A 25455-nucleotide genomic window follows, 5' to 3' on the forward strand; every position below is an offset into this window, starting at 1 on the left:
TTGACTGCCTTGCTGACAAGCAGTCTTATAAGGGGGACAGTGACGTGTGCACAACGAGGTGGGCAGCCATGACGACCCTGACGGAAGCCGACGCGCTCGACGGCCTGCGCGATGCCCTGGGCCTGCTCAAGGACCGGGAGCAGGTGGCCCAGCGGCTGCTCGACTCCTCCGCCAAGCACTCCTTCGACCCGGACAAGGAGCTGGACTGGGACGCGCCCTTCGAGGAGGGCAAGTGGTTCTGGCCGCCGGAGCTGGTGTCGCTCTACGACACCCCGCTCTGGAAGCGGATGAGCGAGGAGCAACGCATCCTGCTCTCCCAGCACGAGGCGGCGGCCCTGGCCTCCCTCGGCATCTGGTTCGAGATCATCCTCATGCAGCTCCTGGTCCGCCACATCTACGACAAGGCCGCGACCAGCGCACACGTGCGCTACGCCCTCACCGAGATCGAGGACGAGTGCCGCCACTCCAAGATGTTCGCCCGCCTGATATCCCACGGCGGCACACCCTGGTACCCGGTCAGCCGCGCCCACCAGCACCTGGGCCGCCTGTTCAAGACCATCTCGACCACCCCGGGTTCCTTCACGGCGACGCTCCTCGGCGAGGAGGTCCTCGACTGGATGCAGCGCCTGACCTTCCCCGACGAGCGGGTCCAGCCCCTCATCCGCGGCGTCACCCGCATCCACGTGGTGGAGGAGGCCCGCCACGTCCGCTACGCCCGCGAGGAACTCCGCCGCCAGATGGTGACGGCCCCCAAGTGGTCCCAGGAGTTCACCCGCATCACCTCCGGTGAGTTCGCCCGGGTGTTCTCGGTGGCGTTCGTGAACCCCGAGGTCTACACGAACGTCGGCCTGGACCAGCGGGAGGCCCTCGCCCAGGTACGAGCGAGCGGACACCGCCGCGAGGTCATGCAGACCGGCTCCAAGCGGCTGACGGACTTCCTCGACGACATCGGGGTGCTGCGAGGTGTCGGACGACGGCTGTGGAAGTCCTCAGGGCTGCTGGCCTAGGGCGAACCCCGGCCACGTCATGTCCATGCGGGGTGACTACTGTCCTCCTTGAACTCGTCACCCTCCGTGGCCTCAAGGAGATCACCACCCCATGTCCCCCCACGCCCGCCTCATACGGCTCGCCGCCCTCGGAGCCGCGACCGCTCTCTCCCTGACCGCGTGCGGCGGCCAGACCGCCTCGGACTCCGGAGCCGACGACGCGCCGCAGGGCGTGGTCACCCGGGCCGCCGCCAAGAAGATCGCCGACCACTACCAGGAGGTCAACAACAAGGCCAACGCCGCACGGGACGAGAAACTCCTCGGCACGGTCGAGGCGGGTCAGGTCTACGCCATGGACAAGGCCACCTACACCCTCTTCGAGACCTGGCCGAAGAAGGAACAGCAGGCCTACACCAAGCCCTTCTCCTACCAGGACCGCGAGTACGTCATCCCGGAGAAGGGCACGGCCACCTGGTTCGCCGTCCGGGCCAAGTCCAGCGAGAACAGCAAGAACAGCGTGCTGATGGTCTTCGACAAGGTCGGCGGCACCTACAAGATGGTGCTGTCCCTGTGGGCCGACGGCGAAGAGCCCCCCAAGCTCGCCGTCGACCGTCATGGTCTCGCCGAGGCCGTCGACCCCGGCACCAAGGTCGGCAAGCTGGCACCCTCCGACGTCGGCGCCGCCTACGCGGACTTGCTCGAGACCGGCGGCAAGAAGAAGGGCAAGGCCCTGACCACCACCAAGCCGGTCGAGAACGCCAAGCAGACCTACCAGCGCAGCAGCACCGAGGGCGCGGCCGACGGCAAGGCCACCGAGAAGTTCTTCACCAAGCCCCCGGCCGACCCGAGCGTGTACGCCCTGCGGACCGCCGACGGCGGCGTCCTCGCCCTGTTCCCGGCCGCCCACAAGCAGGAGTCCCTGCTGAAGGAGAACTACCGCTCCATCGCGGACCTCGTCCCCAACGACGAACAGTCCGCTCTCGGCGCCACGAGGGGCGCCCTCATCACCGACACGTTCGAGGGCCAGGGCCTGGCCGAACTGACGGCGAAGACCGCCCGGATCACGGCCGTGGACTTCCAGCACGTGGACGCCCGTTAGCAGCCTGCCCCACTCGGCCGCACCCGCCGACGGCGAGCAGGGGACGTGTCGGGGGTGTCCGCCCGCAGCGGTTGGCGCGTCAGCGGACAGTCAGTCGGCGTCCGACCCCATCGCGCCGTTCCGAGGACGGACCCCCCCGGCGCGGCCCCGACCACAAGCCGGCCGCGGGTGCAACGCGCACCCCCACCGAACCAGCCACAGGCCGCCGCAGGCACCCCGCACGCCCACCCCCGGTTACGCTGCGGGTCATGACACCAGCCGCCCCCACCCCCGCCTACCGGCGCCTCAGCGTCGAGGAACGTCGTAGTCAGCTGCTCACCGCCGCGCTGTCGCTCTTCGCGCACCGCGCCCCGGAGGACGTCTCCCTGGACGACGTGGCGGAGGCGGCCGGGGTGTCGCGGCCCCTGGTCTACCGGTACTTCCCGGGCGGCAAGCAGCAGCTGTACGAGGCCGCCCTCCGCTCCGCCGCCGACGAGCTCCGGCACTGCTTCGACGAACCCCTCGAGGGCCCCCTGCTCCCCCGCCTGTCCCGCGCCCTCGACCGCTACATGGCCTTCGTCGACGAGCACGACGCCGGCTTCAGCGCCCTCCTCCAGGGCGGCAGCGTCGTCGAGACCTCACGGACGACGGCCATCGTCGACGGCGTACGCCGCGCCGCCGCCGAGCACATCTTCCGGCACCTGGAGGTCACCGAGCCCGGCCCCCGCCTGCGGATGACCGTCCGGATGTGGATCACCGCCGTCGAGGCGTCGTCCCTCATCTGGCTCGACGAGGAAAAGCAGCCCCCCGCCGAGGAGCTGCGCGACTGGCTCGTCGAGCAGTTCGTGGCCATGCTGACGGTGACCGCCCGCCGCGACCCGCAGACCGCCGCCCTGGTCGTGGCCCTCGCCGAGGATGTCTGACACTGGTCCCGTGAAGAGCGAAGACACCCCCTTCGAGGGCGGCCCCATGGACGGCAGGGTCCTGCCCGTCCTGCTCGGCATCACCGGCCACCCGCCCAAGACGTACCGCATCCCCGTCCCGGACCCCGCCGGCGGCCCGCCCACCGTCCTGGTCTACCGCCGCGTGCCCCGGGGCCAGGGCAGGGTGGGACTGACCAACCGCTGGAAGTACGAGTACGCCCCGGAGGGCGCACCGGCCCGCCGGCTCAACTGGCCCTGGTCGAAGCCAGACGCCACGCCGCCCGGCAAGAGGGACGACGCCGACGGGTGACCCCGTTGCGCCGAACCGCGCACACCCACCGCGCGCACCTCGCGCACACGCCTGATCCTCACGGTGTCCGGCGGCGAACAGGCCGCCCCGCAACGGAGGTGATGGCATGTCAGGAAGCCTTCTGCGCCTGGTCTGCACGGCGGCGGTGGCAGCAGCGACCGTCCTCGCTCCCGCCCCTGCCTCGGCGGCCCCGGAACCGGAATCCGACCTCGGGCAGGACCCCGCCTCCGTCTCCGACCTCCTGACGGACCTTCAGCAGCTGTACCGCAAGGCGGAACAGGCCACCGAGGCCTACAACGCCACCGAGGAGAAACTGAAGAAGCAGCGCGCCGAGACCGACCGCCTGGACCGCGCCCTCGCCCGCACCCGGCTCTCCCTGCACGACAGCCGGGGCGCGGCCGGCCGTCTGGCCCGGCAGCAGTACCAGAGCAGCACCGACATCTCCCCGTACGTGCGCCTGCTCCTGGCCCGCGACCCGCAGCACGCGATCGACCAGGGCCATGTGATCGGCAGGCTGGCGCGAGAACGGGCCGGCATCGTCGGCCGGCTGACCGGCGACGAACGCAAGGCCCGGGACCTGGCCCGCAAGGCCCGCAAGGCCCTCGACGATCAGCTCGCCCTCACCGAGCGGCGGAAGAAGGAACGGGACGAGGTCCGCGAGCGCCTCCACGACGTCGAGGAACTGCTCGCCTCCCTCAGCCGCGACCAGCTCACCGCCCTCGCCGATTTCGAGAAGGAGGGCGTCGCCAAGGCGCAGCAGAAGTTCATCGCGTCCGGCGCGCTCAGCAGCGTCACCAACGGCGACGACGGCAAGAACAAAAACAAGAGCAAGAGCAGCAACAACAGCGTCCGCAAACCGTCCGCCGAGGGCGACCGCGCCGTGCGCTACGCCGTGCGGCAGCTCGGCAAGCCCTACGAGTGGGGCGCGGAGGGCCCGGAGTCGTACGACTGCTCGGGCCTGACCTCGCAGGCCTGGGCTCAGGCCGGGGCGCCCATCCCCCGGACCAGCCAGGAGCAGTGGAAGCGGCTGAAGCGGATCCCGCTCCCTCAGCTGCGGCCGGGGGACCTGGTCGTGTACTTCCCGGAGGCCACGCACGTGGCGCTGTACCTCGGCGACGGCATGGTCGTGCAGGCACCCCGGCCGGGCGCGAAGGTGAAGGTGTCACCGATCGCGGCCAACCCGGTCCTGGGCGCCGTACGCCCGGACCCGCACGGGAAGCCCCTGCGGCGCTACGAGCCACCGGAGCTCCCCGAGGGCGCCACGGACGGGTCGGACGAGGGATACGAGGGCTACGACAGGGAGGGGACCTACGCGGCGCCCGCGCCGGACACCTCGACGAGGTAGGCCTGCGTCTTCTCCGGGTCGTAGAAGAAGTTCTCGAAGTCGGCCGGGTCGTTGAAGCCGTTGGCGAACCGGTCGGCGACCGGCTGGAGCTCACCGGCGGCGCCGATCAGGTTCAGGATGTGCTCCGGCGGCGGCGCGAGCATCGCGTTGGTCCACTTGGTGACGTGCTGCGCGGTGGCCCAGTAGCGGTCGAAGGTGGCCCGCATCCACTCCTCGTCGAACGGCTTGTCGCCGCGCTCGACGATCGAGGAGAGGTAGGCGGCCGCGCACTTGGACGCGGAGTTGGAGCCCTGACCGGTGATCGGGTCGTTGGCCACGACGACGTCCGCGACACCCAGTACGAGCCCGCCGCCGGGGAGGCGGCCGACGGGGTTGCGGACGGTGGGGGCGTAGCGGCCGGCCAGCGTGCCGCCGGCGTCGGTCAGTTCGACCTTGGTGGCCCGCGCGTACTCCCAGGGGACGTACCGCTCCATGAGTTCCAGGGTCAGGGAGAGGTGCTCCGCCGGGTCCTTGACGCCGTTGAAAACGTCGAGCGGGCCGCCGGGTATCCCTTCCCAGAACAGGATGTCGGCGCGGCCGGAGGTGGTCAGGCAGGGCATGACGAACAGTTCGCCGACGCCCGGCACGAGGTTGCAGCGGACCCCTTCGGTGTCGGGGTGCTCGGGGCGCGGGCCCAGGCCGTGGACGTACGACACGGCCAGCGCGCGCTGCGGCTCGCTGTAGGGGGAACGCTCCGGGTCCCGGGCGAACATCTGCACCAGTTCGCCCTTGCCGGCCGCGACGAGCACCAGGTCGTACGTGCGGGCGAAGTAGTCGAGGTCGCCGACGGCCGCGCCGTGGATGACGAGCTGCCCGCCGCGCTGGGCGAACGTCTCCATCCAGCCGGCCATCTTCACGCGCTGGTCGACCGACTGGGCGTACCCGTCGAGCCGGCCCAGCCAGTCGATCGCACGGGCCGCGGGGCCCTCGGCCCAGGAGCCGGGGGCGGCGACCGAGACGCCGAGTCCTTCGATCTTCGGGGCCTGGGACTCCCAGAAATTCAGCTGGAGATCGCGCTCGTGCTGCAGGGCCGTGTGGAACATGCACTGCGTCGACATGACCCGGCCGGTGCGGATCTCGTCCGCCGTCCGGTTGGACATCAGGGTGACCTCGTACCCCTGCGACTGGAGGCCGAGAGCGATCTGGAGCCCGGACTGGCCGGCTCCGACGACGAGTATCTTCCGCATGCGGGGTTGTCCTCTACTCGGGGGTTTCGTCGAGCGCGTGGCCCACCAGGGCCAGGAGGGTCTCGATCACGGAGATCCGGCGACGCGCGTCCATGATCATGACAGGTATGTGTTGCGGGATGGTCAAGGCCTCCCGCACGTCCTCCGGCTCGAACAGCTCGCTGCCGTCGAAGTGGTTGACCGCGACCACGTACGGCAGTCCGGAGCTCTCGAAGTAGTCCAGGACCGGGAAGCAGTCCTTCAGACGGCGGGTGTCGGCCATGACGACGGCGCCGATCGCGCCGCGCACGATGTCGTCCCACATGAACCAGAACCGCTGCTGGCCCGGCGTGCCGAACAGGTAGAGCACCAGGTCGTCGTCGAGCGTGATGCGCCCGAAGTCCATGGCGACGGTGGTGGTGGTCTTGCCCGGCGTGGCGGTGAGGTCGTCGGTGGCCTCGCTCGCCTCGGTCATCAGCGCCTCGGTCTGCAGGGGCGTGATCTCCGAGACGGCGGTGACCAGCGTGGTCTTGCCCACGCCGAAGCCGCCCGCCACCACGATCTTCGTGGCGATGGGGGCGCGGGTGCGGTCCGTCTCCCAGGCGTGCATGCTCTCGCCGGGCTGGGCGAACGGGGATGTACCAGCGACGCCGTGAGCGGCGTCAGAGACGACGGAGTCCACTCAGCACCCTTTCCAGCAGAGCTCGGTCCGGGCGGCCCGTGCCATGGCCGGTGCCCGTCCCGTACACACGGATCTTTCCCTGGTCCGCGAGGTCGCTGAGGAGCACGCGGACCACGCCGAGCGGCATCTTCAGCAGCGCGGCGATCTCGGCCACCGTACGCATCCGGCGGCACAGTTCGACGATGGCCCGCAGCTCCGGCATGACGCGGGTGGAGAGGTTGCCGTTCGTCAGTTCCCTGCGCTCCTCCGGGGCGTCCAGCGCGGCGGTGCTCGCCACGAAGGTCTCCACGAGGAGGACGTGGCCGAAGCGGGTGCGGCCGCCGGTGAGCGAGTAGGGGCGGACCCGGGCGGGTTTGCGGTCACCGCCGCGGACCGGGAGCTGCTGCCTGGGCGTAATGCTCATCGTGCACTCCCCGTCGTCTGGGAATCCTCCAGGGATTTCCGCAGTTCGCTGCGGAGTTCGGGCGTCAGGACGTGACCGGCGCGGCCCACGAACAGGGCCATGTGGTACGCGACCACGCTCATGTCGCAGTCCGCGGAGCCGTGGACGCCGAGCAGCGAGCCGTCGCTGATGGACATCACGAACAGGCTGCCCTCGTCCATCGCGACCATCGTGTGCCTGACCCCGCCGGAGTCCATCAGCTTCGCGGCGCCGACGGTGAGGCTGCCGATGCCGGAGACGATGGTGGCCAGGTCGGCGGCGGAGCCGCGCGGGCCGGTCTTCTTGGCCCCGCGGCCCTGGAGAGCCTGGCGGGCCTGCTGGTTCCGGTGGTCGTCGGAGGACAGCAGGAGCAGTCCGTCGGACGAGACGACCGCGACCGAGAGGATGCCGGGTACCTCCTCGACCAGGTTGGTCAGCAGCCAGTGCAGGTTGCGGGCCTCACTGCTCAGTCCGATCAGTCCGAAGGTACTGGGAGCGGTCAACTGCTTGCCTCCTCGACTGTGCCCCCCGTGGCTTCTTCGGATTCAGCTGGTTCTGCTGCGCCGGTGTCCGGCCGCTTGTGCGAGGCCGTCTTCTCGGCGATCTCCGCCTCCACCTCGCGGTAGCCGGCCTGGGCGCCCTGCCGGAAGCCGCCGAGGCGGCGGCGGAGGGCTTCGGCGTCCACGGAGCCGCTGCGCTGGCGTGGGGCGGTGGTCGGAGTGGTGATCTTGGGTGTGCGCTTGGGGAGGCCCTTGTCGGTGACGCGTTCGTGCTCGACGTCGGCCTCCGCCTCGGCTTCGCCTTCGGCGTCGTCGTTCCCACCCGCACCCCCCGTGCGGGTTGTTTCGTCGTCGCCTGCGGGTGGCCCCTGTGGGGCGGACCCACCGTCGGCGGCCGCGGGCTCGTGCTCCGCCGGGGCCGGCTCGACCTGCGGGATCGGGGCCAGCAGCTCCATCGTGGTCTCGGCAAGGGTTTCCGCCGGTGCCGTCACCTCTGCCGCGGGTGCGGCCGGCTGCGCAGCTTCCGCCGGTTCCGGATGCCCGGCAGCCTCCGCGTGCTCCGCGGACTCCTCCGCCGCCTCCTCGCGCCGTACCGCCTTCTCCGCCAGCGCCACCAGCGGGTCCCCGTTGCCCGCGCGGCCGTGCAGGACGTTGGAGTTGGCCTCGGCGTCGGCGCCGGGGAACGCGACCGTGTGGCCGGTGCCGGAGAGCGGGCCGGAGGCCGGGACGGCCGCCGCCGGTGCCGCCGCCAGCAGGGTGCGGGGCAGGACGACGACCGCCGCGACACCGCCCTGCTTCTGCTCGCGCAACTGCACGCGCACACCGTGCCGGTGGGCGAGACGGGCCACGACGTACAGGCCGAGACCGAGACCGTCCTCACCCTCCTGGTCGTACGGCGCCTCCGGGTCGAAGTCGGCGAGGCGGGCGTTGAGGCGCTCCAGCCGGTCCTCGGCCATGCCGATGCCCTCGTCCTGGACGGAGATCATGACCTCGCCGTTCTCCAGCAGCCAGCCGGAGATCTCGACGGGCAGGTCGGGCGGCGAGAACGAGGTGGCGTTCTCCAGGAGTTCGGCCAGCAGGTGGGACAGATCGTCCGCGGCGAACCCGGCGATGTGCGCGTGCGGCGGCAGCGCGGCGATCCGGACCCGCTCGTACCGCTCGATCTCGCTGACCGCCGCGCGGACGACGTCCACGAGCGGCACGGGCCCGGCGGCGTGCTGGACGTGCTCGGTGCCGGCGAGGACGAGGAGGTTCTCGCTGTGCCGGCGCATGACCGTGGCGAAGTGGTCGAGCTTGAACAGCGTGGCGAGGCGGTCCGGGTCCTGCTCTCGCTCCTCCAGGTTCTCGATGACGGCCAGTTGCCGCTCGACCAGGCCGAGCGTGCGCAGCGCGAGGTTGACGAACGTGCCGCCGATGGCCGTGCGCAGCCGCTCCAGCTGGGCGGCGGACTCGGCGAGTTCGCCGCGCAGTTCCTCGCGCGCGTCGGCCATCTTCTGGCGCTGGCCGACGAGGTGCTTGCGGTCGGACTCCAGAGTGGAGATCCGCTCGGTGAGGGCGACGGTGTGCGCGTGCAGGGCGTTGACGGAGCGGACGACCTGGGCGAACTCGTCGTTGCGGCCGGTGAACTTGACGGGTTCCTCGGCCGCCGGGACCTCCGCCTCGGCCAGCCGCTTCGAGCCCAGGCGCAGGACCGCGAGGGGGCGGGTGAGGCTGCGGGCCATGCCCGTGGCGACGCCGACGGCGAGCAGCATCAGGGCGCCGAGGACGGCGATGCGGATCTCCAGCGCGGTGACGTCGTCGTCGCGCAGCGCCTCCAGGTCCTTGGTGCGGCGGTCGTAGAGGGCGGACTCCACGCCGCGCATCAGGTCGACCCGGGCGGAGAGGGCCGTGTCCAGCTTCCGGGCGTTGGTGGAGCGTTCGCCGCTGGAGAGGGTCGGCTGGTCGGTGAGCGTGGCGAGGTACTTCTCGGCGGAGTTGACCTCGGTGCCGGTGACCGTGTTGTCGAAGGAGGTGCGGGCCGCCTTGGGCGCGGTGTCGCGGAAGTCGGCCAGGGCCGCGTCGGAGCGCAGCCGGGCCTGCTGGGCGGCGGCGCTCAGGGCGTCGCGCTGCCGGGTGTCGGCGTCCGAGGAGGTCTCGGTCGGCAGGCCGGTGACCGGGTCGATGACCGTCTCGGTGCCGCGCGGCACGCTGAGGGCGGCGAGCAGCAGCCCCCGGGCCGCGGCGGCCTGCTGCACGGCGGAGTCCAGCTCGGCCAGGGCCTGTCCGCCGGAGCCCGCACGCGGCGGCGTCTGCTGCGCCAGCTGCTCGGCGAGCCGGTGGAGTTCGGTGATGGCGGCGGAGTACGCCTGGTGTGCTTCGAGGGCGCTGCTCTTGCCGGTGAGCGCCGCCCGGCGTACGGCCGCGATGTCGTCGAGGTCGGAGCGGAGCGAGGCGGGTGTGTCGGTGTCGGCGCTCAGCTCCTCGACCTGCCGGTCCACGCGGGCGCTGCGCTGCTCGGAGGGCGCCTTGGACTTGGGGCGGCCGGCCGCGATGTAGGAGGTGACGTCGTCGCGCTCGTCGGCGAGGGAGTGCGCGAGGGCGAGGGCGTCCTGCGTCTGCTCGGCGAGCGTCACGAGCTCCTGCGAGTCGTGGAGTTGCCCGGAGGCGGCGAGGACGGACGGGGTGCCCGCACCGGCGATGGCCGCGGCGACCACGGCCACGGCGACGATGAGCCGGTTGCGTACGTGGGTGGGGCGGCCCTTGCCGGTGGGGGGCGTCGGGTCAGCGCCCTGAACGGGGGCCGTCTGCTTGCCTGTGCGACGAGGCCGCGACATCTGCACCGGTGCTCGCATTCCTGACTCGTGAACTCATGGGCCCGGATGACGCTCCGTCAACTGGTGCGTACTCCAGGTACACTTCCCGACCCTCCCAGCGCCGGTGGGCAGCGCACGTGCATCACCTGACCCGCCACCCGAAGGAGTGAACCCCGGAGGGGAGTTGGGGGGCAAGTTCCGCTGGCCCTTGCAGCGGCCCTGCGCGGCAGGCCGGTTGGACGCCGTGCGCGGGCGGTGGCAGTATTCGCCACCACGCCTTCCCGGAACAAATCATTCCAGCCCAAACGGGGCGCCTGACCTGCATGACCGCACCGGTACGGCAATCATTGCCAGCGTTTTGCGGACCTTGTGAAGGGCTCGTGCAGACTGGCTGGATGCGTACTGAACTCGCCTCGGAACCGGGAGACGCGGACCGCCCCAACGAGGACTTCGCCAGTGTCGGACTACCGGCCTCCGGACAGGGCGGTTCGGTCGTCGTCCTGGACGGTGTCACACCACCGAAGGGCGGGACGGGTTGTCTGCATTCCGTCCCCTGGTTCACCGCGCGCCTCGGCGGAGCCCTGACCGAACTGACCGTTTCACTCCCGGATGTTCCTCTGGTCGACGTCTTGTCCCGCGCCATCGCGCGTACCGCCGAGGCACACGCCTCAACCTGTGACCTTTCTCACCCCCGCACCCCTCAGGCCACGGTGGCCGTGGCCCGCTGGTCTCCGGAGGCGGTGGAGTACCTGGTCCTGTCGGACTCGGCGCTCCTGGTGGAGTCCCCGGACGGTGTGGTGACGCCCTTGCTGGACGACCGGCTGGCCCTGCTCCCCCGCTCGGCCCTGGCCACGGACGCGCTGGTGGACTCCACCTTCCGCAACCGGGAGGGCGGCTTCTTCACCGCGGCGGCCGATCCCTCGGTGGCCCGGCGCGCGGTGACCGGCACCCTGCCCCGGCGCGAGGTGCGTGCCCTGGCCGCGCTGACGGACGGCGCCGCCCGCTGGGTGGAGCGGTTCGAGGAGGGCGACTGGACGGAGTGCTTCCGCCTCCTGCGCAAGGAGGGACCGCAGGCGCTGGTGGACCGGGTGCGGATGCTGGAGCGGGCGGATTCGGCCAGGTCGCTCCTGGGCCGGGGCAAGGCGCACGACGACGCGACGGTCGTGTACGCCGAGTTCTAGACACCCTGGAGCGGGTGCGTGCTACTTCTCCCCTACTTCTCCATGCCCCGGTTGAGCTGGTGCAGCAGCCGGGCCAGTTCCGTGACCTCGTGGGTGTCCCAGTCGGCCAGGCGGCCGGCGTAACGGGCGCGGCGGGCCTCGCGCACCCGGCGGACCCGGTCCTGGCCCTCCTGCGTGAGGGCGACCAGCCAGGCGCGTCCGTCGGCGGGGTCCGGCTCGCGGGCGATCAGGCCCAGGTCCTCCAGGGCGCGCAGCTGGCGGGACATCGTGGCCTTGCCGACGCCGATGTAGGCGGCGAGCTCGGTGGCCCGCTGCTTGCCGCACTCGTCCAGCCGCACGAGCAGGCCGTACGCGGACGACTCCAGGTCGGGGTGGACCTCGCGGGCCATCTCGCCCTGGCTGGCCCGGGCCCGCCGCAGCAGCACGGTCAGCTCCCGCTCCAGCGCCAGAAAGGCAGTCTGATCCACACCGGTTCCGGCCAGGGAGGGGTCCCGGTGTCCGTCGTCGTTGCCGTCCTCGTGCACGTGAGCCCCGCCTCGGTCGTCGCCCGCTACCTGCATTTTCCGCCCTCCGCGGCCGTCGCCGCAGTTCGGCAAGTATTCCGCAGGTCACGGGGTGTGCGTCCACAGGGCCGCCCCAGGGTGAAGGCCCGGGCCTCCCTCACGGGACCCGGGCCTTCCCTCATCCGATGACCTCCGTCACGCGGCCACCGGAACCTCCGGCGCCGCATCCGCCGTGGCGGGCGCGAGCGCCAGCTCCAAGACCTGGCGGACGTCGGTGACGGTGTGGACGTCGAGCTTGTCCAGCACCTCCGCCGGGACGTCGTCCAGGTCGGGTTCGTTGCGCTTGGGGATGATCACGGTGGTGACCCCGGCGCGGTGGGCGGCCAGCAGCTTCTGCTTCACGCCGCCGATCGGCAGGACCCGGCCGGTCAGCGAGACCTCGCCGGTCATCGCCACGTCCGTGCGGACCAGTCGGCCGGACAGGAGCGAGGCGAGGGCCGTGGTCATCGTGACGCCGGCGCTGGGGCCGTCCTTGGGGACCGCGCCCGCCGGGAAGTGGATGTGCACGCCCCGGTCCTTCAGATCGCCCACCGGCAGTTCCAGCTCGGCACCGCGGGAGCGCAGGAAGCTCAGCGCGATCTGCGCGGACTCCTTCATCACGTCCCCCAGCTGACCGGTGAGGGTCAGCCCGGCCGCGCCCGTCTCCGGGTCGGCCAGCGACGCCTCGACGTACAGCACGTCACCGCCTGCGCCCGTCACCGCCAGGCCCGTCGCCACGCCCGGCACGGACGTCCGGCGCTCGGCCGGGTCCTGGGCGGACTCGGGCACATGGTGCGGCCGCCCGATCAGCGAGCGCAGGTCCTCGTCCCGGACGGTGAACGGCAGCTCCCGCTCACCCAGTTCGTGCTGGGCCGCGACCTTGCGCAGCAGCCGTGCGATCGACCGCTCCAGGTTGCGCACGCCCGCCTCGCGCGTGTACTCGCCGGCGAGCTTGCGCAGCGCGCCCTCGTCGATGGCCACCTCGTCCTTGTCGAGCCCGGCCCGCTCCAGCTGGCGCGGGAGCAGGTGGTCGCGGGCGATGACGACCTTCTCGTCCTCGGTGTAGCCGTCCAGGCGGACGATCTCCATCCGGTCGGCCAGCGCCTCCGGGATCGCCTCCAGGACGTTGGCGGTCGCGAGGAAGACCACGTCCGACAGGTCCAGCTCGACCTCCAGGTAGTGGTCCCGGAAGGTGTGGTTCTGTGCCGGGTCGAGCACTTCGAGCAGGGCCGCGGCCGGGTCGCCCCGGAAGTCCGAGCCCACCTTGTCGATCTCGTCGAGCAGCACGACCGGGTTCATCGACCCGGCCTCCTTGATGGCGCGGACGATCCGGCCGGGCAGGGCACCGACGTACGTACGGCGGTGACCGCGGATCTCGGCCTCGTCGCGCACACCGCCGAGGGCGACGCGGACGAACTTGCGCCCCATCGCGTGGGCGACGGACTCGCCCAGGCTGGTCTTGCCGACGCCGGGCGGCCCCACGAGCGCGAGTACGGCACCGCCGCGCCGCCCGCCGACCACGCCCAGTCCCCGCTCGGTACGCCGCTTGCGCACCGCCAGGTACTCGGTGATCCGCTCCTTCACGTCCTGCAGACCGGAGTGCTCGGCGTCGAGGACGGTCTGGGCGCCCTGGATGTCGTAGGCGTCCTCGGTGCGCTCGTTCCACGGCATCTCCAGGACCGTGTCGAGCCAGGTGCGGATCCAGGAGCCCTCGGGCGACTGGTCGGAGGACCGCTCCAGCTTGTCGACCTCCTTGAGCGCGGCCTCCCGGACCTTCTCGGGCAGGTCGGCGGCCTCCACCCGGGAGCGGTAGTCGTCGGACTCCTCGCCCTCCTGCTCGCCGTTCAGCTCGCGCAGCTCCTTGCGGACCGCTTCGAGCTGGCGCCGCAGCAGGAACTCGCGCTGCTGCTTGTCGACGCCCTCCTGGACGTCCTTGGCGATGGACTCGGCCACGTCCTGCTCGGCGAGGTGGTCGCGCAGCTGCTGGGTGGCGAGCTTCAGCCGGGCCACCGGGTCGGCGGTCTCCAGCAGCTCGACCTTCTGGTCGGTGGTCAGGAACGGCGAGTAGCCGGAGTTGTCGGCGAGCGCCGAGACGTCGTCGATGGCCTGCACCCGGTCGACGACCTGCCAGGCGCCGCGCTTGCGCAGCCAGGCGGTGGCGAGGGCCTTGTACTCCTTGACCAGTTCGGTGACCTGCCCGGGCAGCGGCTCCGGGACGGATTCGTCGACGCTGGTGCCCTCGACCCAGAGGGCCGCGCCGGGACCCGTGGTCCCCGCACCGATCTTCACCCGGCCCCGGCCGCGGATCAGCGCGCCCGGATCGCCGTCGGCCAGCCGGCCCACCTGCTCGACGGTGCCGAGGACACCGGTGCCGGCGTAGGTGCCGTCGATGCGCGGCACCAGGAGTACCCGGGGCTTTCCGGGTGTTGTCCGAGCGGCGGCCTGGGCGGCCTCCACCGCGGCACGGACCTCGGAGTCGCTCAGGTCCAGCGGGACCACCATCCCGGGCAGGACGACCTCGTCGTCGAGCGGCAGCACGGGCAGGGTGAGCGGTGTGGACGTCGAAGCCATGATCTCCCCTTCGGCAGTCAAGTTGAGCTATGCCGACTCAATGCTCGGGAGCCGCCGGATGTTCCCCACCCGCCGTTCGCTGTGAGCGATCGACCGTGACGCCAGGGGCGATCGGGGCCGTAGAGTCGGCGACGTAACAGACCAATACGGCGATCGCCTATTACCTAGGGGTGGCGTGGACAGGACCGTGCAGGCGTGGGTGGACGGGTGGATCGTGTCGCGCGGGGCCGCCCCGCCCGTGACCGAGCCGTGGGGCTGCACGATCGACGTGGGGACGAACGGACACGTCACCCGGCATGTGTTCGGCGCGACCGGCGACGACCTCGACGAGACGGCTGTCCGCAAGGTGGCCGGCGCGGTGACCGGAGCCGGGGTCTGGCTGAAGGCCTTCCGGGACCCGTCCGTGGTCGCCGGCTGGCTGGACGACAGCTGGTGGATCGACCCCGAGCCCGGCTACCTGATGACCGTCCCGCTGACCTCGGCGGACGTTCCGGACGTGCCCGACGGCTACCGGCTGCGCAGCTGGTCGCGCGGCGGAGTGACGCGCGTGATGGTGGCCGCGCCGGACGGTTCACTGGCGGCGCGCGGGCAGATCGCCCCGACCGGCGTCACAGCCGTCGCCGACCAGATCGAGACGGCGCCGGAGCATCGCCGCAAGGGACTCGGCAGCCTCGTCATGCGGACGTTGCAGAGCGCGGCCGTTCGGCAGGGGGCGCACACCGGTGTGCTCGCCGGTACGCCCGCGGGGCGAGGGCTGTACGAGGCGCTGGGATGGGAGGTGGCGGCCGTGCTCACCAGCGCGAAGCACTGCCCGCGGACCTGAACGGCTTTGCCTTCTCGGAGTGGGCACGCCTCCCCCGCCACCGCCGGAGCACCGGCCAGGTCGCGATGCCGATGGCCAGGGCGATCAGATGCCCCCAGTTCGTCAACGGGTCGGTGAGGGCGAGCAGGTCCTGGAGCAGCATCCCGCCGAAGCCGGCCAGCAGAGGCACGCGCAGCCAGAGCGGCAGCAGTCCGGCCAGGGCGCCGGTGCCGGCGGCGACGCCGAAGCTGACGCCGTAGTCGAGGCGGTGCAGCGAGCTCTCGGGGAGCTGCCCGGCCAGCACGGCGAGCCCGACCGGGACCTCGGTCGCCAGGGTCGCGAGGACGTGCCCGAGCAGGAAGACAGCGGCCGTGCGCAGGCCGCCGATCCGCCGTTCCAGCGCGGTCAGCACGAGCACGAACCCGATCGCGAACGGCGAGGCCACCCCGCCCGCGAGCCACAGCGCGCTGCCGACCAGCACCAGTTCCGGCGTCCGCACCAGGTGCGCCACATCCGTACTGGAGCCCTGGAGCAGGGCGTGCACCAGGGCGGGGTCCGCGTACGCGGAGAACAGCGAGGTCAGGCAGAGGACGACCCCGTACCCGAACGTGAACGGCGTGCCCGTGGGAGTGGGGAGCAGCCGCCACAGCCGCGGTATCCGGAGCCGGGGCCGGGGTGGTTTCTCCACCGCGGTGGGCTCCCGCACGTCCGGGCCCGCGCTTCCGCACGGCACCCGGCCGCCGGCCCGCTGCCGCGGCACCCCGTCCAGCAGGGCCGGCACGTCGGGAACGGGCGCGTCCGAAGGCGTCGGCGTGGCCGTCTCGTCGGCCGGCGTGGTGCGGTCCACGGCGGGCACTCCTTCCGTCATGTCCCACACTTCGCGCACCTTCGCTCCCTGTCTGTGACGGGCGCCACGCGAGACCCGATTCACAGCAACCTGACAGCAGCGCACGGCGTCCCCTGCCGGCCCGTCCGTAATGCTTGGCGCCGGACGCCCCTCACCTGCCAGGATGCTGGGATGCCCACCTCGAACGACACCCCCCTCGTGCTGGACCGTCGCGAGGGTCCGCACGGCGAGGTCGTGCTGCGACGGCACGGCGGCCGGCTGGAGATCATCGCGAACGGCTGCTTCCTGATGGACACCTCCGACGGCCGCTCGGAACGGCGGCTGGTCGACGCGGCCCTGGACGCCCTGACCGGCCGGGACCGCCCGGAGGTGCTGATCGGCGGCCTCGGCGTCGGCTTCTCCCTCGCCCACGCGGCGGCGAACCCGCGCTGGGGAGGGATCACGGTCGTGGAACGCGAGCGCGCGATTGTCGAATGGCATCGCGACGGCCCGCTCTCCCCCTTCTCCGCCGAGGCCCTCGCCGACCCCCGCACGGAAATCGTCGAAGCGGATCTCGTGGCCTACGTCAATGAGACATCCGACACGTACGACGCCCTGTGCCTCGACATCGACAACGGACCCGGCTGGACCGTCACGGAGGGCAACGAAATTCTCTACGGAGAGGCCGGACTGGCAAGCTGTGTACGGGTGTTGAGGCCCGGCGGGGTGCTCGCGGTCTGGTCCGCCCAGCCCTCCCCGGAATTCGAAGAAACCCTGCGGAATGTCGGGTTCCAACAGGTGCGTACCGAAGAGATCCCGGTTGCCCGGGGCGTTCCGGACGTCGTACACCTCGGCATCAGCCCTGGATAGCAAAGGTGTGCTGACTCCCCGTACGCTGCTCCTCTGACGCCGATCATTCAAGCGTCAATCGCAACCATGCGCAGACCGAGGAATCACCCCACTGATTCCGGAAAGCACACCCCAGGGGCGGGCGATGGAGCAGACACACACCTCCCACAACGGTTCGGCGACGGCTACACCGGGCGCACAGCGCCGGGTTCTCGTCGTCGAGGACGACGCCACGATCGTGGACGCCATCGCGACCCGCCTGCGAGCCGAGGGATTCCTCGTGCAAACAGCGGGTGACGGTCCGGCCGCCGTCGACACGGCCGAGGCCTGGCAGCCCGACCTGCTGATCCTCGACATCATGCTGCCCGGTTTCGACGGTCTGGAGGTCTGCCGCCGTGTGCAGGCCGCCCGGCCGGTGCCGGTGATGATGCTCACCGCGCGCGACGACGAGACCGACATGCTGGTCGGGCTCGGCGTCGGCGCCGACGACTACATGACGAAGCCGTTCTCGATGCGGGAGCTGGCGGCGCGCGTGCACGTGCTGCTGCGCCGCGTGGAGCGGGCCGCCCTGGCCGCCGCGACGCCGCGCAGCGGCATCCTGCGCCTCGGCGAGCTGGAGATCGACCACGCGCAGCGCCGGGTCCGGGTGCGCAGTGAGGATGTTCACCTCACGCCCACCGAGTTCGATCTCCTGGTGTGCCTGGCGAACACCCCGCGCGCGGTGCTCTCCCGCGAGCAGCTGCTCGCCGAGGTCTGGGACTGGGCGGACGCCTCCGGCACCCGCACGGTCGACAGCCACATCAAGGCGCTGCGCCGGAAGATCGGCGCCGAGCGGATCCGTACAGTGCACGGCGTCGGCTACGCCCTGGAGACCCCGACGCCATGAGCGGCGGGCCGGCCGCACGGAGAAACCCCCGGGAGCCGGAACCCTGGGGCGGGGTGAGCCCGTTCTCGATCAAGACCAAGCTGGGCGCGCTGGTCGTCATCTCGGTGCTGATCACCACGGGCCTGTCGGTGATCGCGGTGCACACGAAGACGGAGCTGCGCTTCATCACGGTCTTCTCGATGATCGCCACACTGCTCATTACGCAGTTCGTGGCCCATTCGCTCACCGCACCGCTGGACGAGATGACGGCCGTGGCCCGTTCCATCTCGCAGGGCGACTACACCCGCCGGACGCGGGAGAACCGCCGTGACGAGCTGGGCGATCTGGCCGTGACGATCAACGCCATGGCCGACGAGCTGGAGGCACAGGACAGCCAGCGCAAGGAACTGGTGGCGAACGTCTCGCACGAGTTGCGCACGCCCATCGCGGGCCTGCGCGCGGTGCTGGAGAACATCGTCGACGGCGTCACGCAGGCCGACCCGGAGACGATGCGCACGGCGCTGAAGCAGACCGAGCGGCTCGGCCGGCTGGTGGAGACGCTGCTGGACCTGTCCCGGCTGGACAACGGCGTCGTACCGCTGAAACAGCGGCGGTTCGAGGTGTGGCCGTACCTGTCCGGCGTGCTGAAGGAGGCCAACATGGTCGCCTCCGTGCGCGCGGGCATCGCCACCGGCTCGGGCAGTCACACCCGCACGGACGTCCATCTGCACCTCGACGTGCACCCACCGGAGTTGACCGCGCACGCCGACCCGGAGCGCATCCACCAGGTCGTGGCCAACCTCATCGACAACGCGGTCAAGCACAGCCCGCCGCACGGCCGTGTGACGGTCAAGGCGCGGCGCGGCGCGCTGCCGGAGTCGCTGGAGCTGGAGGTTCTGGACGAGGGCCCCGGCATTCCGAAGTCCGAGTGGCACCGCGTCTTCGAGCGGTTCAACCGCGGCAACGTCAAGCGGCCGCAGGGGCCGGGGAGCGACGGCGGTACGGGTCTCGGCCTGGCCATCGCGCGCTGGGCGGTGGATCTGCACGGCGGGCGGATCGGAGTGGCCGAATCCGAGCGGGGTTGCCGGATTCTTGTCACTCTTCCGGGACTTCCATCTGTGCCAAGTTGACGTAAAGTTCGAAGCGGAGCCACAAGATCCACGGGCGTCCGCACTGACGGACACGTGTGATCAGGCACAGGCCCGCGCCGTCGGCGCGTGAGGCCCTGCCCCGCCCTTCCCTCTTTAAGCGGAACCACGCTTGTTTCCCGCCATTTCAAGCCCCGAAACACACTTCAAGATGTGACTTGCACGACGTTGAACGGGCCCGACCTGACCTACCCGGCCCCGGGGGCGTAGCCTTGATTCCCGCTGTCCATCATCTTGTGAAGCGGAAGAGGGCGGTTGCCGCCGTGTCGCCACAGTCCCCCAGTAACTCGAGCATCTCGACCGACACCGACCAAGCGGGGAAGAACCCTGCCGCGTCGTTCGGTGCCAACGAGTGGCTCGTCGACGAGATCTATCAGCAGTACCTCCAGGACCCGAATTCCGTAGACCGAGCCTGGTGGGACTTCTTCGCCGACTACAAGCCGGGCGCCGCTGCCGTCTCGGCTCCGGCGGGTACCGCGGCCGCGGGGGCCGCGGGGACCACCACCGCTCAGCCAGCAGCCCAGGCCTCCCCGGCCCAGGCTGCGGCCCCCGCCCCGGCGGCCCCGAAGCCCGCGGCAGCCGCGCCGGCTCCCGCCCAGGCCAAGCCCGCCGCGCAGGCACCGGCTCAGGCTCCCGCGCAGGCACCGGCTCAGGCGAAGGCCGCCCCGGCCGCCAAGCCCGCCGCCGCGAAGCCGAAGGCCGAGCCCGCCGGTGAGGCCCCCTCGGGTCCCGAGCAGGTCGTGCTGCGCGGCCCCGCCGCCGCGGTCGCGAAGAACATGGACGCCTCCCTGGAGCTGCCCACGGCCACGTCCGTGCGCGCGGTCCCGGTGAAGCTGCTCTTCGACAACCGCATCGTCATCAACAACCACCTCAAGCGGGCGCGCGGCGGGAAGATCTCCTTCACGCACCTCATCGGCTACGCCATGGTCCAGGCGATCAAGGCCATGCCGGCGATGAACTACTCGTTCGCGAAGGTGGACGGCAAGCCGACCCTGGTCAAGCCGGAGCACGTCAACCTCGGTCTCGCCATCGACCTGGTCAAGCCGAACGGCGACCGCCAGCTGGTCGTCGCGGCGATCAAGAAGGCCGAGACGCTGAACTTCTTCGAGTTCTGGCAGGCCTACGAGGACATCGTCCGCCGCGCCCGCGACGGCAAGCTGACGATGGACGACTTCTCCGGGGTCACGGTCTCCCTGACCAACCCCGGCGGTCTCGGCACCGTGCACTCCGTGCCGCGTCTGATGCCCGGCCAGTCGGTGATCATGGGCGTCGGCTCCATGGACTACCCGGCGGAGTTCCAGGGCACCTCCCAGGACACCCTGAACAAGCTCGGCATCTCGAAGGTCATGACGCTCACGTCGACCTACGACCACCGGGTGATCCAGGGCGCCGCCTCCGGCGAGTTCCTGCGCCAGGTCGCGAACCTGCTGCTCGGCGAGAACGGCTTCTACGACGACATCTTCGAGGCGCTGCGCATCCCCTACGAGCCGGTCCGCTGGCTCAAGGACATCGACGCCAGCCACGACGACGACGTCACGAAGGCCGCCCGCGTCTTCGAGCTGATCCACTCCTACCGGGTCCGCGGCCATGTCATGGCCGACACCGACCCGCTGGAGTACCAGCAGCGCAAGCACCCCGACCTGGACATCACCGAGCACGGCCTCACCCTGTGGGACCTGGAGCGCGAGTTCGCCGTCGGCGGTTTCGCCGGCAAGTCGATGATGAAGCTGCGCGACATCCTCGGCGTGCTGCGCGACTCGTACTGCCGCACCACCGGCATCGAGTTCATGCACATCCAGGACCCCAAGCAGCGCAAGTGGATCCAGGACCGGGTGGAGCGCCCGCACTCCAAGCCGGAGCGCGAGGAGCAGCTGCGCATCCTGCGCCGTCTGAACGCGGCCGAGGCCTTCGAGACCTTCCTGCAGACCAAGTACGTCGGCCAGAAGCGCTTCAGCCTGGAGGGCGGCGAGTCCGTCATCCCGCTGCTGGACGCGGTCCTGGACTCGGCCGCCGAGTCCCGCCTGGACGAGGTCGTCATCGGCATGGCCCACCGCGGCCGGCTGAACGTCCTCGCCAACATCGTCGGCAAGTCGTACGCGCAGATCTTCCGCGAGTTCGAGGGCAACCTCGACCCGAAGTCGATGCACGGCTCCGGCGACGTGAAGTACCACCTGGGCGCCGAGGGCACCTTCACGGGCCTCGACGGCGAGCAGATCAAGGTCTCCCTGGTCGCGAACCCGTCGCACCTCGAAGCCGTCGACCCCGTCCTGGAGGGCGTCTCCCGCGCCAAGCAGGACATCATCGGCAAGGGCGGCACGGACTTCACGGTCCTGCCGGTGGCGATCCACGGCGACGCGGCCTTCGCGGGCCAGGGCGTGGTGGCCGAGACCCTGAACATGTCGCAGCTGCGCGGCTACCGCACCGGCGGCACGGTCCACATCGTCATCAACAACCAGGTCGGCTTCACCGCGGCCCCCGAGTCCTCGCGCTCGTCGATGTACGCGACGGACGTGGCGAGGATGATCGAGGCCCCGATCTTCCACGTGAACGGCGACGACCCGGAGGCCGTGGTCCGCGTCGCCCGTCTGGCCTTCGAGTTCCGCCAGGCGTTCAACAAGGACGTGGTGATCGACCTCATCTGCTACCGCCGTCGCGGTCACAACGAGTCGGACAATCCGGCCTTCACCCAGCCGCTGATGTACGACCTGATCGACAAGAAGCGCTCGGTGCGCAAGCTCTACACCGAGTCCCTCATCGGTCGCGGCGACATCACCCTGGAAGAGGCCGAGCAGGCGCTGCAGGACTACCAGGGCCAGCTGGAGAAGGTCTTCACGGAGGTCCGCGAGGCCACCTCGCAGCCGACGATCGTGGAGACCTCCGACCCGCAGGCCGAGTTCCCGGTCGCCGTGAACACCGCGGTGACCACGGAGGTCGTCAAGCGGATCGCCGAGTCCCAGGTCAACATCCCCGACCACATCACCGTCCACCCGCGTCTGCTGCCGCAGCTGCAGCGCCGGGCGGCGATGGTCGAGGACGGCACGATCGACTGGGGCATGGGCGAGACCCTCGCGGTCGGCTCCCTCCTCCTGGAGGGCGTCCCGGTCCGCCTGGCCGGCCAGGACTCGCAGCGCGGTACCTTCGGCCAGCGCCACGCGGTCATCATCGACCGCAGCACGGGCGACGAGTACACGCCGCTGCAGTACCTCTCCGAGGACCAGGCGCGTCTGAACGTCTACAACTCCCTCCTCTCCGAGTACGCGGCGATGGGCTTCGAGTACGGCTACTCGCTGGCCCGCCCCGAGGCGCTCGTGATGTGGGAGGCGCAGTTCGGCGACTTCGTCAACGGCGCGCAGACGGTCGTGGACGAGTTCATCTCCTCGGCCGAGCAGAAGTGGGCCCAGACCTCGGGCGTCGTCCTGCTCCTCCCGCACGGCTACGAGGGCCAGGGCCCGGACCACTCCTCGGCCCGCCCGGAGCGCTTCCTCCAGATGTGCGCCCAGAACAACATGACGGTCGCCATGCCGACGTCGCCGTCGAACTACTTCCACCTCCTGCGGTGGCAGGTGCACAACCCGCACCACAAGCCGCTGGTGGTCTTCACGCCGAAGTCGATGCTGCGCCTGAAGGCGGCGGCCTCGAAGGCGGAGGAGTTCACGACCGGCCAGTTCCAGCCGGTCATCGGCGACCCGACGGTGGACGCGGCCGCGGTCAAGAAGGTCGTCTTCTGCGCCGGCAAGGTCTACTACGACCTGGAGGCCGAGCGTCAGAAGCGCGGCGTCACGGACACGGCGATCATCCGCATCGAGCGCCTGTACCCGCTGCCGGGTGCCGAGCTCCAGGCGCAGATCAAGAAGTACCCGAACGCCGAGAAGTACCTGTGGGCCCAGGAGGAGCCGGCGAACCAGGGTGCCTGGCCGTTCATCGCGCTCAACCTGATCGACCACCTGGACCTGGCGGTCGGCGCGGACGTCCCGCACGGCGAGCGCCTGCGCCGCATCTCGCGCCCGCACAGCTCGTCCCCGGCGGTCGGTTCCGCGAAGCGGCACCAGGCCGAGCAGGAGCAGCTGGTGCGTGAGGTGTTCGACGCGTGAGCCGCTGAACACCGTTCGCTCCCGGGGCCCCGGCCCGAGCCTCATGGCTCGGGCCGGGGCCCCGGTCGTTCTCGCCCTGCCGCGCGAGACCTTATGCACACCGGAGTCAGGGATCTCGGGCCCTGCAGGGCGGGATAGCCTGGGACTGTTCGTCACCGCCCATTTTTCTTTGCGGAGCACCCGTGTACTTCACCGACCGCGGCATCGAGGAGCTGGAAAAGCGGCGCGGCGAGGAGGAGGTCACCTTCGAGTGGCTCGCCGAGCAGCTGCGGACGTTCGTCGATCTCAACCCCGACTTCGAGGTGCCGGTGGAGCGGCTGGCCACGTGGCTGGCGCGGTTGGACGACGAGGACGAGGAGTAGGACGTTCCCGGGACGGTCAGTCGCGGGGGTGGGTGAGGTCGTAGGCCAGGCTCAGCAAGCCGTGGGCGAGGAACAGGGCCCCCGCCGCGATCAGGCCGCCGTCGCGCCGCCGTACGCCCCGGGCCGTGAGCGGTACGCCCACCGCCACCTGGGCGAGGGCCAGAGCGCGGGCCCTGGGGCCGCCGGTCCAGGGCATCCAGGGACCCAGGCGGCTGTGGTCGACGGTGTCGCGTTCCGCGACCGCATCGCGCCACCCGGGCCATTCGACCGGGAGGCTGTCGGGCTGGAGCGCGGCGGCTTCCCGGAGGCGGTCGGCGGGCTCGCCGGGGGCGAGTTCCGGAGGCAGGGAGACGCCCACGCGCGGGAGGACCGCCAGCAGGCCGCGCAGGCGGGTGCGGGCGTCGGCAGCGGGATCGGATTTCGTAAGCTGGTCGAGGGCCTGAAGGTCCAGGACGGGATCGAGGCCCACACGCGCGGCGAAGGTGCGCATCGCCTCCTCCTCCCCCACCGGGACCCCGCTCGCGAGCCAGACGAATCCGACCGGGCGGCGGAAGCCGGACGCGAGTGTGAAGCCCGCGTGGTCGGCGTCCCACCACAGGGCGAGAACGGGCCAGGGTGCGCCGACGGCGAGGGCCGTGGCCCAGCCGGTGACCACTCGGTCGACGGGCTCGCCGGCGTCCCGCCAGGGCCCGCCCTCGGGCACGAGCACACTCCATTCGTCGCCCGCCCGGGTGAGCTGCATACGCTCCCGCAGCAGGTGGGCGACGGGGGCGACCGCCCCGGGCACCGCCCGGCACAACAGCAGCGCCCCGGGGGCGGGACCGGTGCGGTGGGCTTCCGTCGGCATGGTCACACGGTAGGGCGAATCACCCCTCTTTAAGCACTTTTGTACGCCTCGATGTGCGCCTCGCCCCCCGGAACGAGTGCCTTGACTTTCCCCAGCCACGATATATCGTGAATGACAGGAGACGCGATATGGCGCGTCCTGTCGGGAGGTCTGTCCATGTCCGAGTGGTCTGTCGCGGAGCCGACCAAACTCACCTTCGACGAGCCCGTGAGCGAGCTCCACGTCCGTCTCGTCGACGGAACGGTGAACGTGGTGGGCACGGACGAAGGTTCCGCCCGCCTCGAGGTCTCCGAGATCCAGGGACCACCCCTGGTGGTCACCCAGCAGGGCGGCACACTCACGGTGGCCTACGAGGACCTGCCCTGGAAGGGCTTCCTCAAGTGGCTGGACCGCAAGGGCTGGCGCCGCAGCGCGGTCGTCTCCCTGGCCGTCCCGGCCTCCACCCGGGTCGAGCTGGGGGTGGTCGGCGCGGCAGCGGTGCTCTCCGGGATCGAGGGCCGGGCGGTGGTGAAGGGCGTCACGGGGGACACGACCCTGGTGGCCCTCTCCGGCCCGGTCCGCGCCGACACGGTCTCCGGGAATCTGGAGGCCCAGGACGTGACGGGCGACCTCCGGTTCAACTCCGTCTCGGGCGACCTCACGGTGGTCGAGGGCTCCGGTTCCTCCGTGCGGGCCGACTCGGTCAGCGGCTCCATGATCGTCGACCTCGACCCGGACGGTCCCACGGACGTGCGGCTGACCAGCGTCTCCGGCGAGATCGCGATCCGGCTGCCGGACCCGGCGGACGCGGAGGTCGAGGCGAACACGGCGAGCGGCGCGATCTCCAACGCGTTCGACAATCTGCGGGTGCACGGCCAGTGGGGCGCCCACAAGATCACGGGCCGCCTGGGCGCGGGCAGCGGCAAGCTGCGTGCCACCACGGTCTCCGGCTCGATCGCCCTGCTGCGCCGCCCCTCCAGGGAGGACGAGCCCGAGGAACCGTGGGACACCCGGCCCGGCACCGGCAGCTCGCCGGCCGCCCCGCAGGACGAACCGCAGGCCGGCTCAGGAGACAATTCCGTCTCCGACCGGGGCGCCGCCGACGCCGGAGCCCCGGCCGACGGCACGACCGACAAGAAGGTGCTCTGAC

At 71.1% G+C, this 25455-nt stretch carries 22 protein-coding genes; 13 read left to right on the forward strand and 9 right to left on the reverse strand.

What is annotated here, in order from left to right:
- The first annotated feature begins 68 nt into the window (after window positions 1-68).
- The 5 genes from ACIBL4_RS05135 to ACIBL4_RS05155 all read left to right on the forward strand — a co-directional run bounded on the left by ACIBL4_RS05135 (window position 69) and on the right by ACIBL4_RS05155 (window position 4642).
- Window positions 69-1007: a diiron oxygenase gene (locus tag ACIBL4_RS05135; RefSeq protein ID WP_399406661.1), complete on the forward strand. Its 939-nt coding sequence runs from the start codon at window positions 69-71 to the stop codon at window positions 1005-1007.
- A gap of 91 nt (window positions 1008-1098) precedes the next feature.
- The gene (locus tag ACIBL4_RS05140) at window positions 1099-2085 is read left to right on the forward strand and encodes a hypothetical protein (RefSeq protein WP_399406663.1); all 987 of its coding nucleotides are present in this window, start codon (window positions 1099-1101) and stop codon (window positions 2083-2085) included.
- A gap of 248 nt (window positions 2086-2333) precedes the next feature.
- Window positions 2334-2987 carry a TetR/AcrR family transcriptional regulator gene (locus tag ACIBL4_RS05145; RefSeq protein ID WP_399406665.1) on the forward strand — a complete coding sequence of 218 codons (654 nt, stop codon included), beginning with the start codon at window positions 2334-2336 and terminating at the stop codon, window positions 2985-2987.
- A gap of 10 nt (window positions 2988-2997) precedes the next feature.
- A complete protein-coding gene (locus tag ACIBL4_RS05150; RefSeq protein ID WP_399406667.1) occupies window positions 2998-3297 on the forward strand; it encodes a hypothetical protein in 300 nt (99 codons plus the stop codon).
- 106 nt (window positions 3298-3403) lie between these two features.
- Window positions 3404-4642: an NlpC/P60 family protein gene (locus ACIBL4_RS05155; protein ID WP_399406669.1), complete on the forward strand. Its 1239-nt coding sequence runs from the start codon at window positions 3404-3406 to the stop codon at window positions 4640-4642.
- Here the strand turns inward: ACIBL4_RS05155 and ACIBL4_RS05160 are convergent.
- Genes ACIBL4_RS05160 through ACIBL4_RS05180 form a run of 5 tightly spaced genes read right to left on the reverse strand, consistent with a single transcriptional unit; the run spans window position 4606 to window position 10263 of the window.
- Window positions 4606-5868, reverse strand: coding sequence for a styrene monooxygenase/indole monooxygenase family protein (locus ACIBL4_RS05160; RefSeq protein ID WP_399406671.1), 1263 nt, complete (start codon window positions 5866-5868; stop codon window positions 4606-4608). The genes ACIBL4_RS05155 and ACIBL4_RS05160 overlap by 37 nt on opposite strands.
- A 13-nt stretch (window positions 5869-5881) precedes the next feature.
- Entirely contained in the window at window positions 5882-6529 is a 648-nt protein-coding gene (locus tag ACIBL4_RS05165; RefSeq protein ID WP_356924590.1) for an ATP/GTP-binding protein, read from the reverse strand.
- Window positions 6510-6932, reverse strand: a complete 423-nt coding sequence (locus tag ACIBL4_RS05170; protein WP_399406674.1) for a DUF742 domain-containing protein — start codon at window positions 6930-6932, stop codon at window positions 6510-6512. Before ACIBL4_RS05170 ends, ACIBL4_RS05165 begins: the two co-directional genes overlap by 20 nt.
- A complete protein-coding gene (locus ACIBL4_RS05175; RefSeq protein WP_356924592.1) occupies window positions 6929-7453 on the reverse strand; it encodes a roadblock/LC7 domain-containing protein in 525 nt (174 codons plus the stop codon). Before ACIBL4_RS05175 ends, ACIBL4_RS05170 begins: the two co-directional genes overlap by 4 nt.
- The gene (locus ACIBL4_RS05180) at window positions 7450-10263 is read right to left on the reverse strand and encodes a nitrate- and nitrite sensing domain-containing protein (protein WP_399406677.1); all 2814 of its coding nucleotides are present in this window, start codon (window positions 10261-10263) and stop codon (window positions 7450-7452) included. Before ACIBL4_RS05180 ends, ACIBL4_RS05175 begins: the two co-directional genes overlap by 4 nt.
- A gap of 374 nt (window positions 10264-10637) precedes the next feature.
- On the opposite strand from ACIBL4_RS05180, the gene ACIBL4_RS05185 reads away from it, so the two are divergent.
- Window positions 10638-11423 carry a protein phosphatase 2C domain-containing protein gene (locus tag ACIBL4_RS05185; RefSeq protein WP_399406679.1) on the forward strand — a complete coding sequence of 262 codons (786 nt, stop codon included), beginning with the start codon at window positions 10638-10640 and terminating at the stop codon, window positions 11421-11423.
- A gap of 32 nt (window positions 11424-11455) precedes the next feature.
- Here ACIBL4_RS05185 and ACIBL4_RS05190 read toward each other — a convergent pair whose 3' ends face one another.
- Together ACIBL4_RS05190 and lon are read right to left on the reverse strand one after the other, a co-directional pair.
- Window positions 11456-11947 (reverse strand): MarR family winged helix-turn-helix transcriptional regulator, encoded by a 492-nt coding sequence (locus ACIBL4_RS05190; RefSeq protein ID WP_399408078.1) that lies wholly within the window; start codon window positions 11945-11947, stop codon window positions 11456-11458.
- A gap of 174 nt (window positions 11948-12121) precedes the next feature.
- Window positions 12122-14536, reverse strand: coding sequence for an endopeptidase La (gene lon, locus ACIBL4_RS05195; protein ID WP_399406681.1), 2415 nt, complete (start codon window positions 14534-14536; stop codon window positions 12122-12124).
- Between the two features lie 175 nt (window positions 14537-14711).
- Here lon and ACIBL4_RS05200 point away from each other — a divergent pair, with 175 nt between their 5' ends.
- Window positions 14712-15359, forward strand: a complete 648-nt coding sequence (locus ACIBL4_RS05200; RefSeq protein WP_399406683.1) for a GNAT family N-acetyltransferase — start codon at window positions 14712-14714, stop codon at window positions 15357-15359.
- Here ACIBL4_RS05200 and ACIBL4_RS05205 read toward each other — a convergent pair.
- Window positions 15328-16185, reverse strand: a complete 858-nt coding sequence (locus tag ACIBL4_RS05205) for a rhomboid-like protein (RefSeq protein ID WP_399406685.1) — start codon at window positions 16183-16185, stop codon at window positions 15328-15330. The two genes, ACIBL4_RS05200 and ACIBL4_RS05205, sit on opposite strands and share 32 nt — an antisense overlap.
- A 171-nt stretch (window positions 16186-16356) precedes the next feature.
- Here ACIBL4_RS05205 and ACIBL4_RS05210 point away from each other — a divergent pair, with 171 nt between their 5' ends.
- From ACIBL4_RS05210 to ACIBL4_RS05230, 5 genes are all read left to right on the forward strand, one after another.
- Entirely contained in the window at window positions 16357-17034 is a 678-nt protein-coding gene (locus tag ACIBL4_RS05210; protein ID WP_399406687.1) for a spermidine synthase, read from the forward strand.
- 124 nt (window positions 17035-17158) lie between these two features.
- The gene (locus ACIBL4_RS05215) at window positions 17159-17899 is read left to right on the forward strand and encodes a response regulator transcription factor (protein ID WP_003992913.1); all 741 of its coding nucleotides are present in this window, start codon (window positions 17159-17161) and stop codon (window positions 17897-17899) included.
- A complete protein-coding gene (locus ACIBL4_RS05220) occupies window positions 17896-19008 on the forward strand; it encodes a HAMP domain-containing sensor histidine kinase (protein WP_306963699.1) in 1113 nt (370 codons plus the stop codon). The genes ACIBL4_RS05215 and ACIBL4_RS05220 overlap by 4 nt, the downstream gene beginning before the upstream one ends.
- Before the next feature lie 281 nt (window positions 19009-19289).
- Window positions 19290-23117 (forward strand): multifunctional oxoglutarate decarboxylase/oxoglutarate dehydrogenase thiamine pyrophosphate-binding subunit/dihydrolipoyllysine-residue succinyltransferase subunit, encoded by a 3828-nt coding sequence (locus ACIBL4_RS05225; protein WP_399406690.1) that lies wholly within the window; start codon window positions 19290-19292, stop codon window positions 23115-23117.
- 182 nt (window positions 23118-23299) lie between these two features.
- Window positions 23300-23479: a DUF6104 family protein gene (locus ACIBL4_RS05230; protein ID WP_023586593.1), complete on the forward strand. Its 180-nt coding sequence runs from the start codon at window positions 23300-23302 to the stop codon at window positions 23477-23479.
- 16 nt (window positions 23480-23495) lie between these two features.
- Here ACIBL4_RS05230 and ACIBL4_RS05235 read toward each other — a convergent pair whose 3' ends face one another.
- A complete protein-coding gene (locus ACIBL4_RS05235; RefSeq protein WP_399406692.1) occupies window positions 23496-24326 on the reverse strand; it encodes a hypothetical protein in 831 nt (276 codons plus the stop codon).
- A 156-nt stretch (window positions 24327-24482) separates the two neighbouring features.
- On the opposite strand from ACIBL4_RS05235, the gene ACIBL4_RS05240 reads away from it, so the two are divergent.
- Window positions 24483-25454: a DUF4097 family beta strand repeat-containing protein gene (locus ACIBL4_RS05240; protein WP_399406693.1), complete on the forward strand. Its 972-nt coding sequence runs from the start codon at window positions 24483-24485 to the stop codon at window positions 25452-25454.
- Window position 25455 lies beyond the last annotated feature (1 nt).

It is taken from the genome of Streptomyces sp. NPDC050416 (assembly GCF_044458845.1).
Lineage (GTDB): Bacteria > Actinomycetota > Actinomycetes > Streptomycetales > Streptomycetaceae > Streptomyces.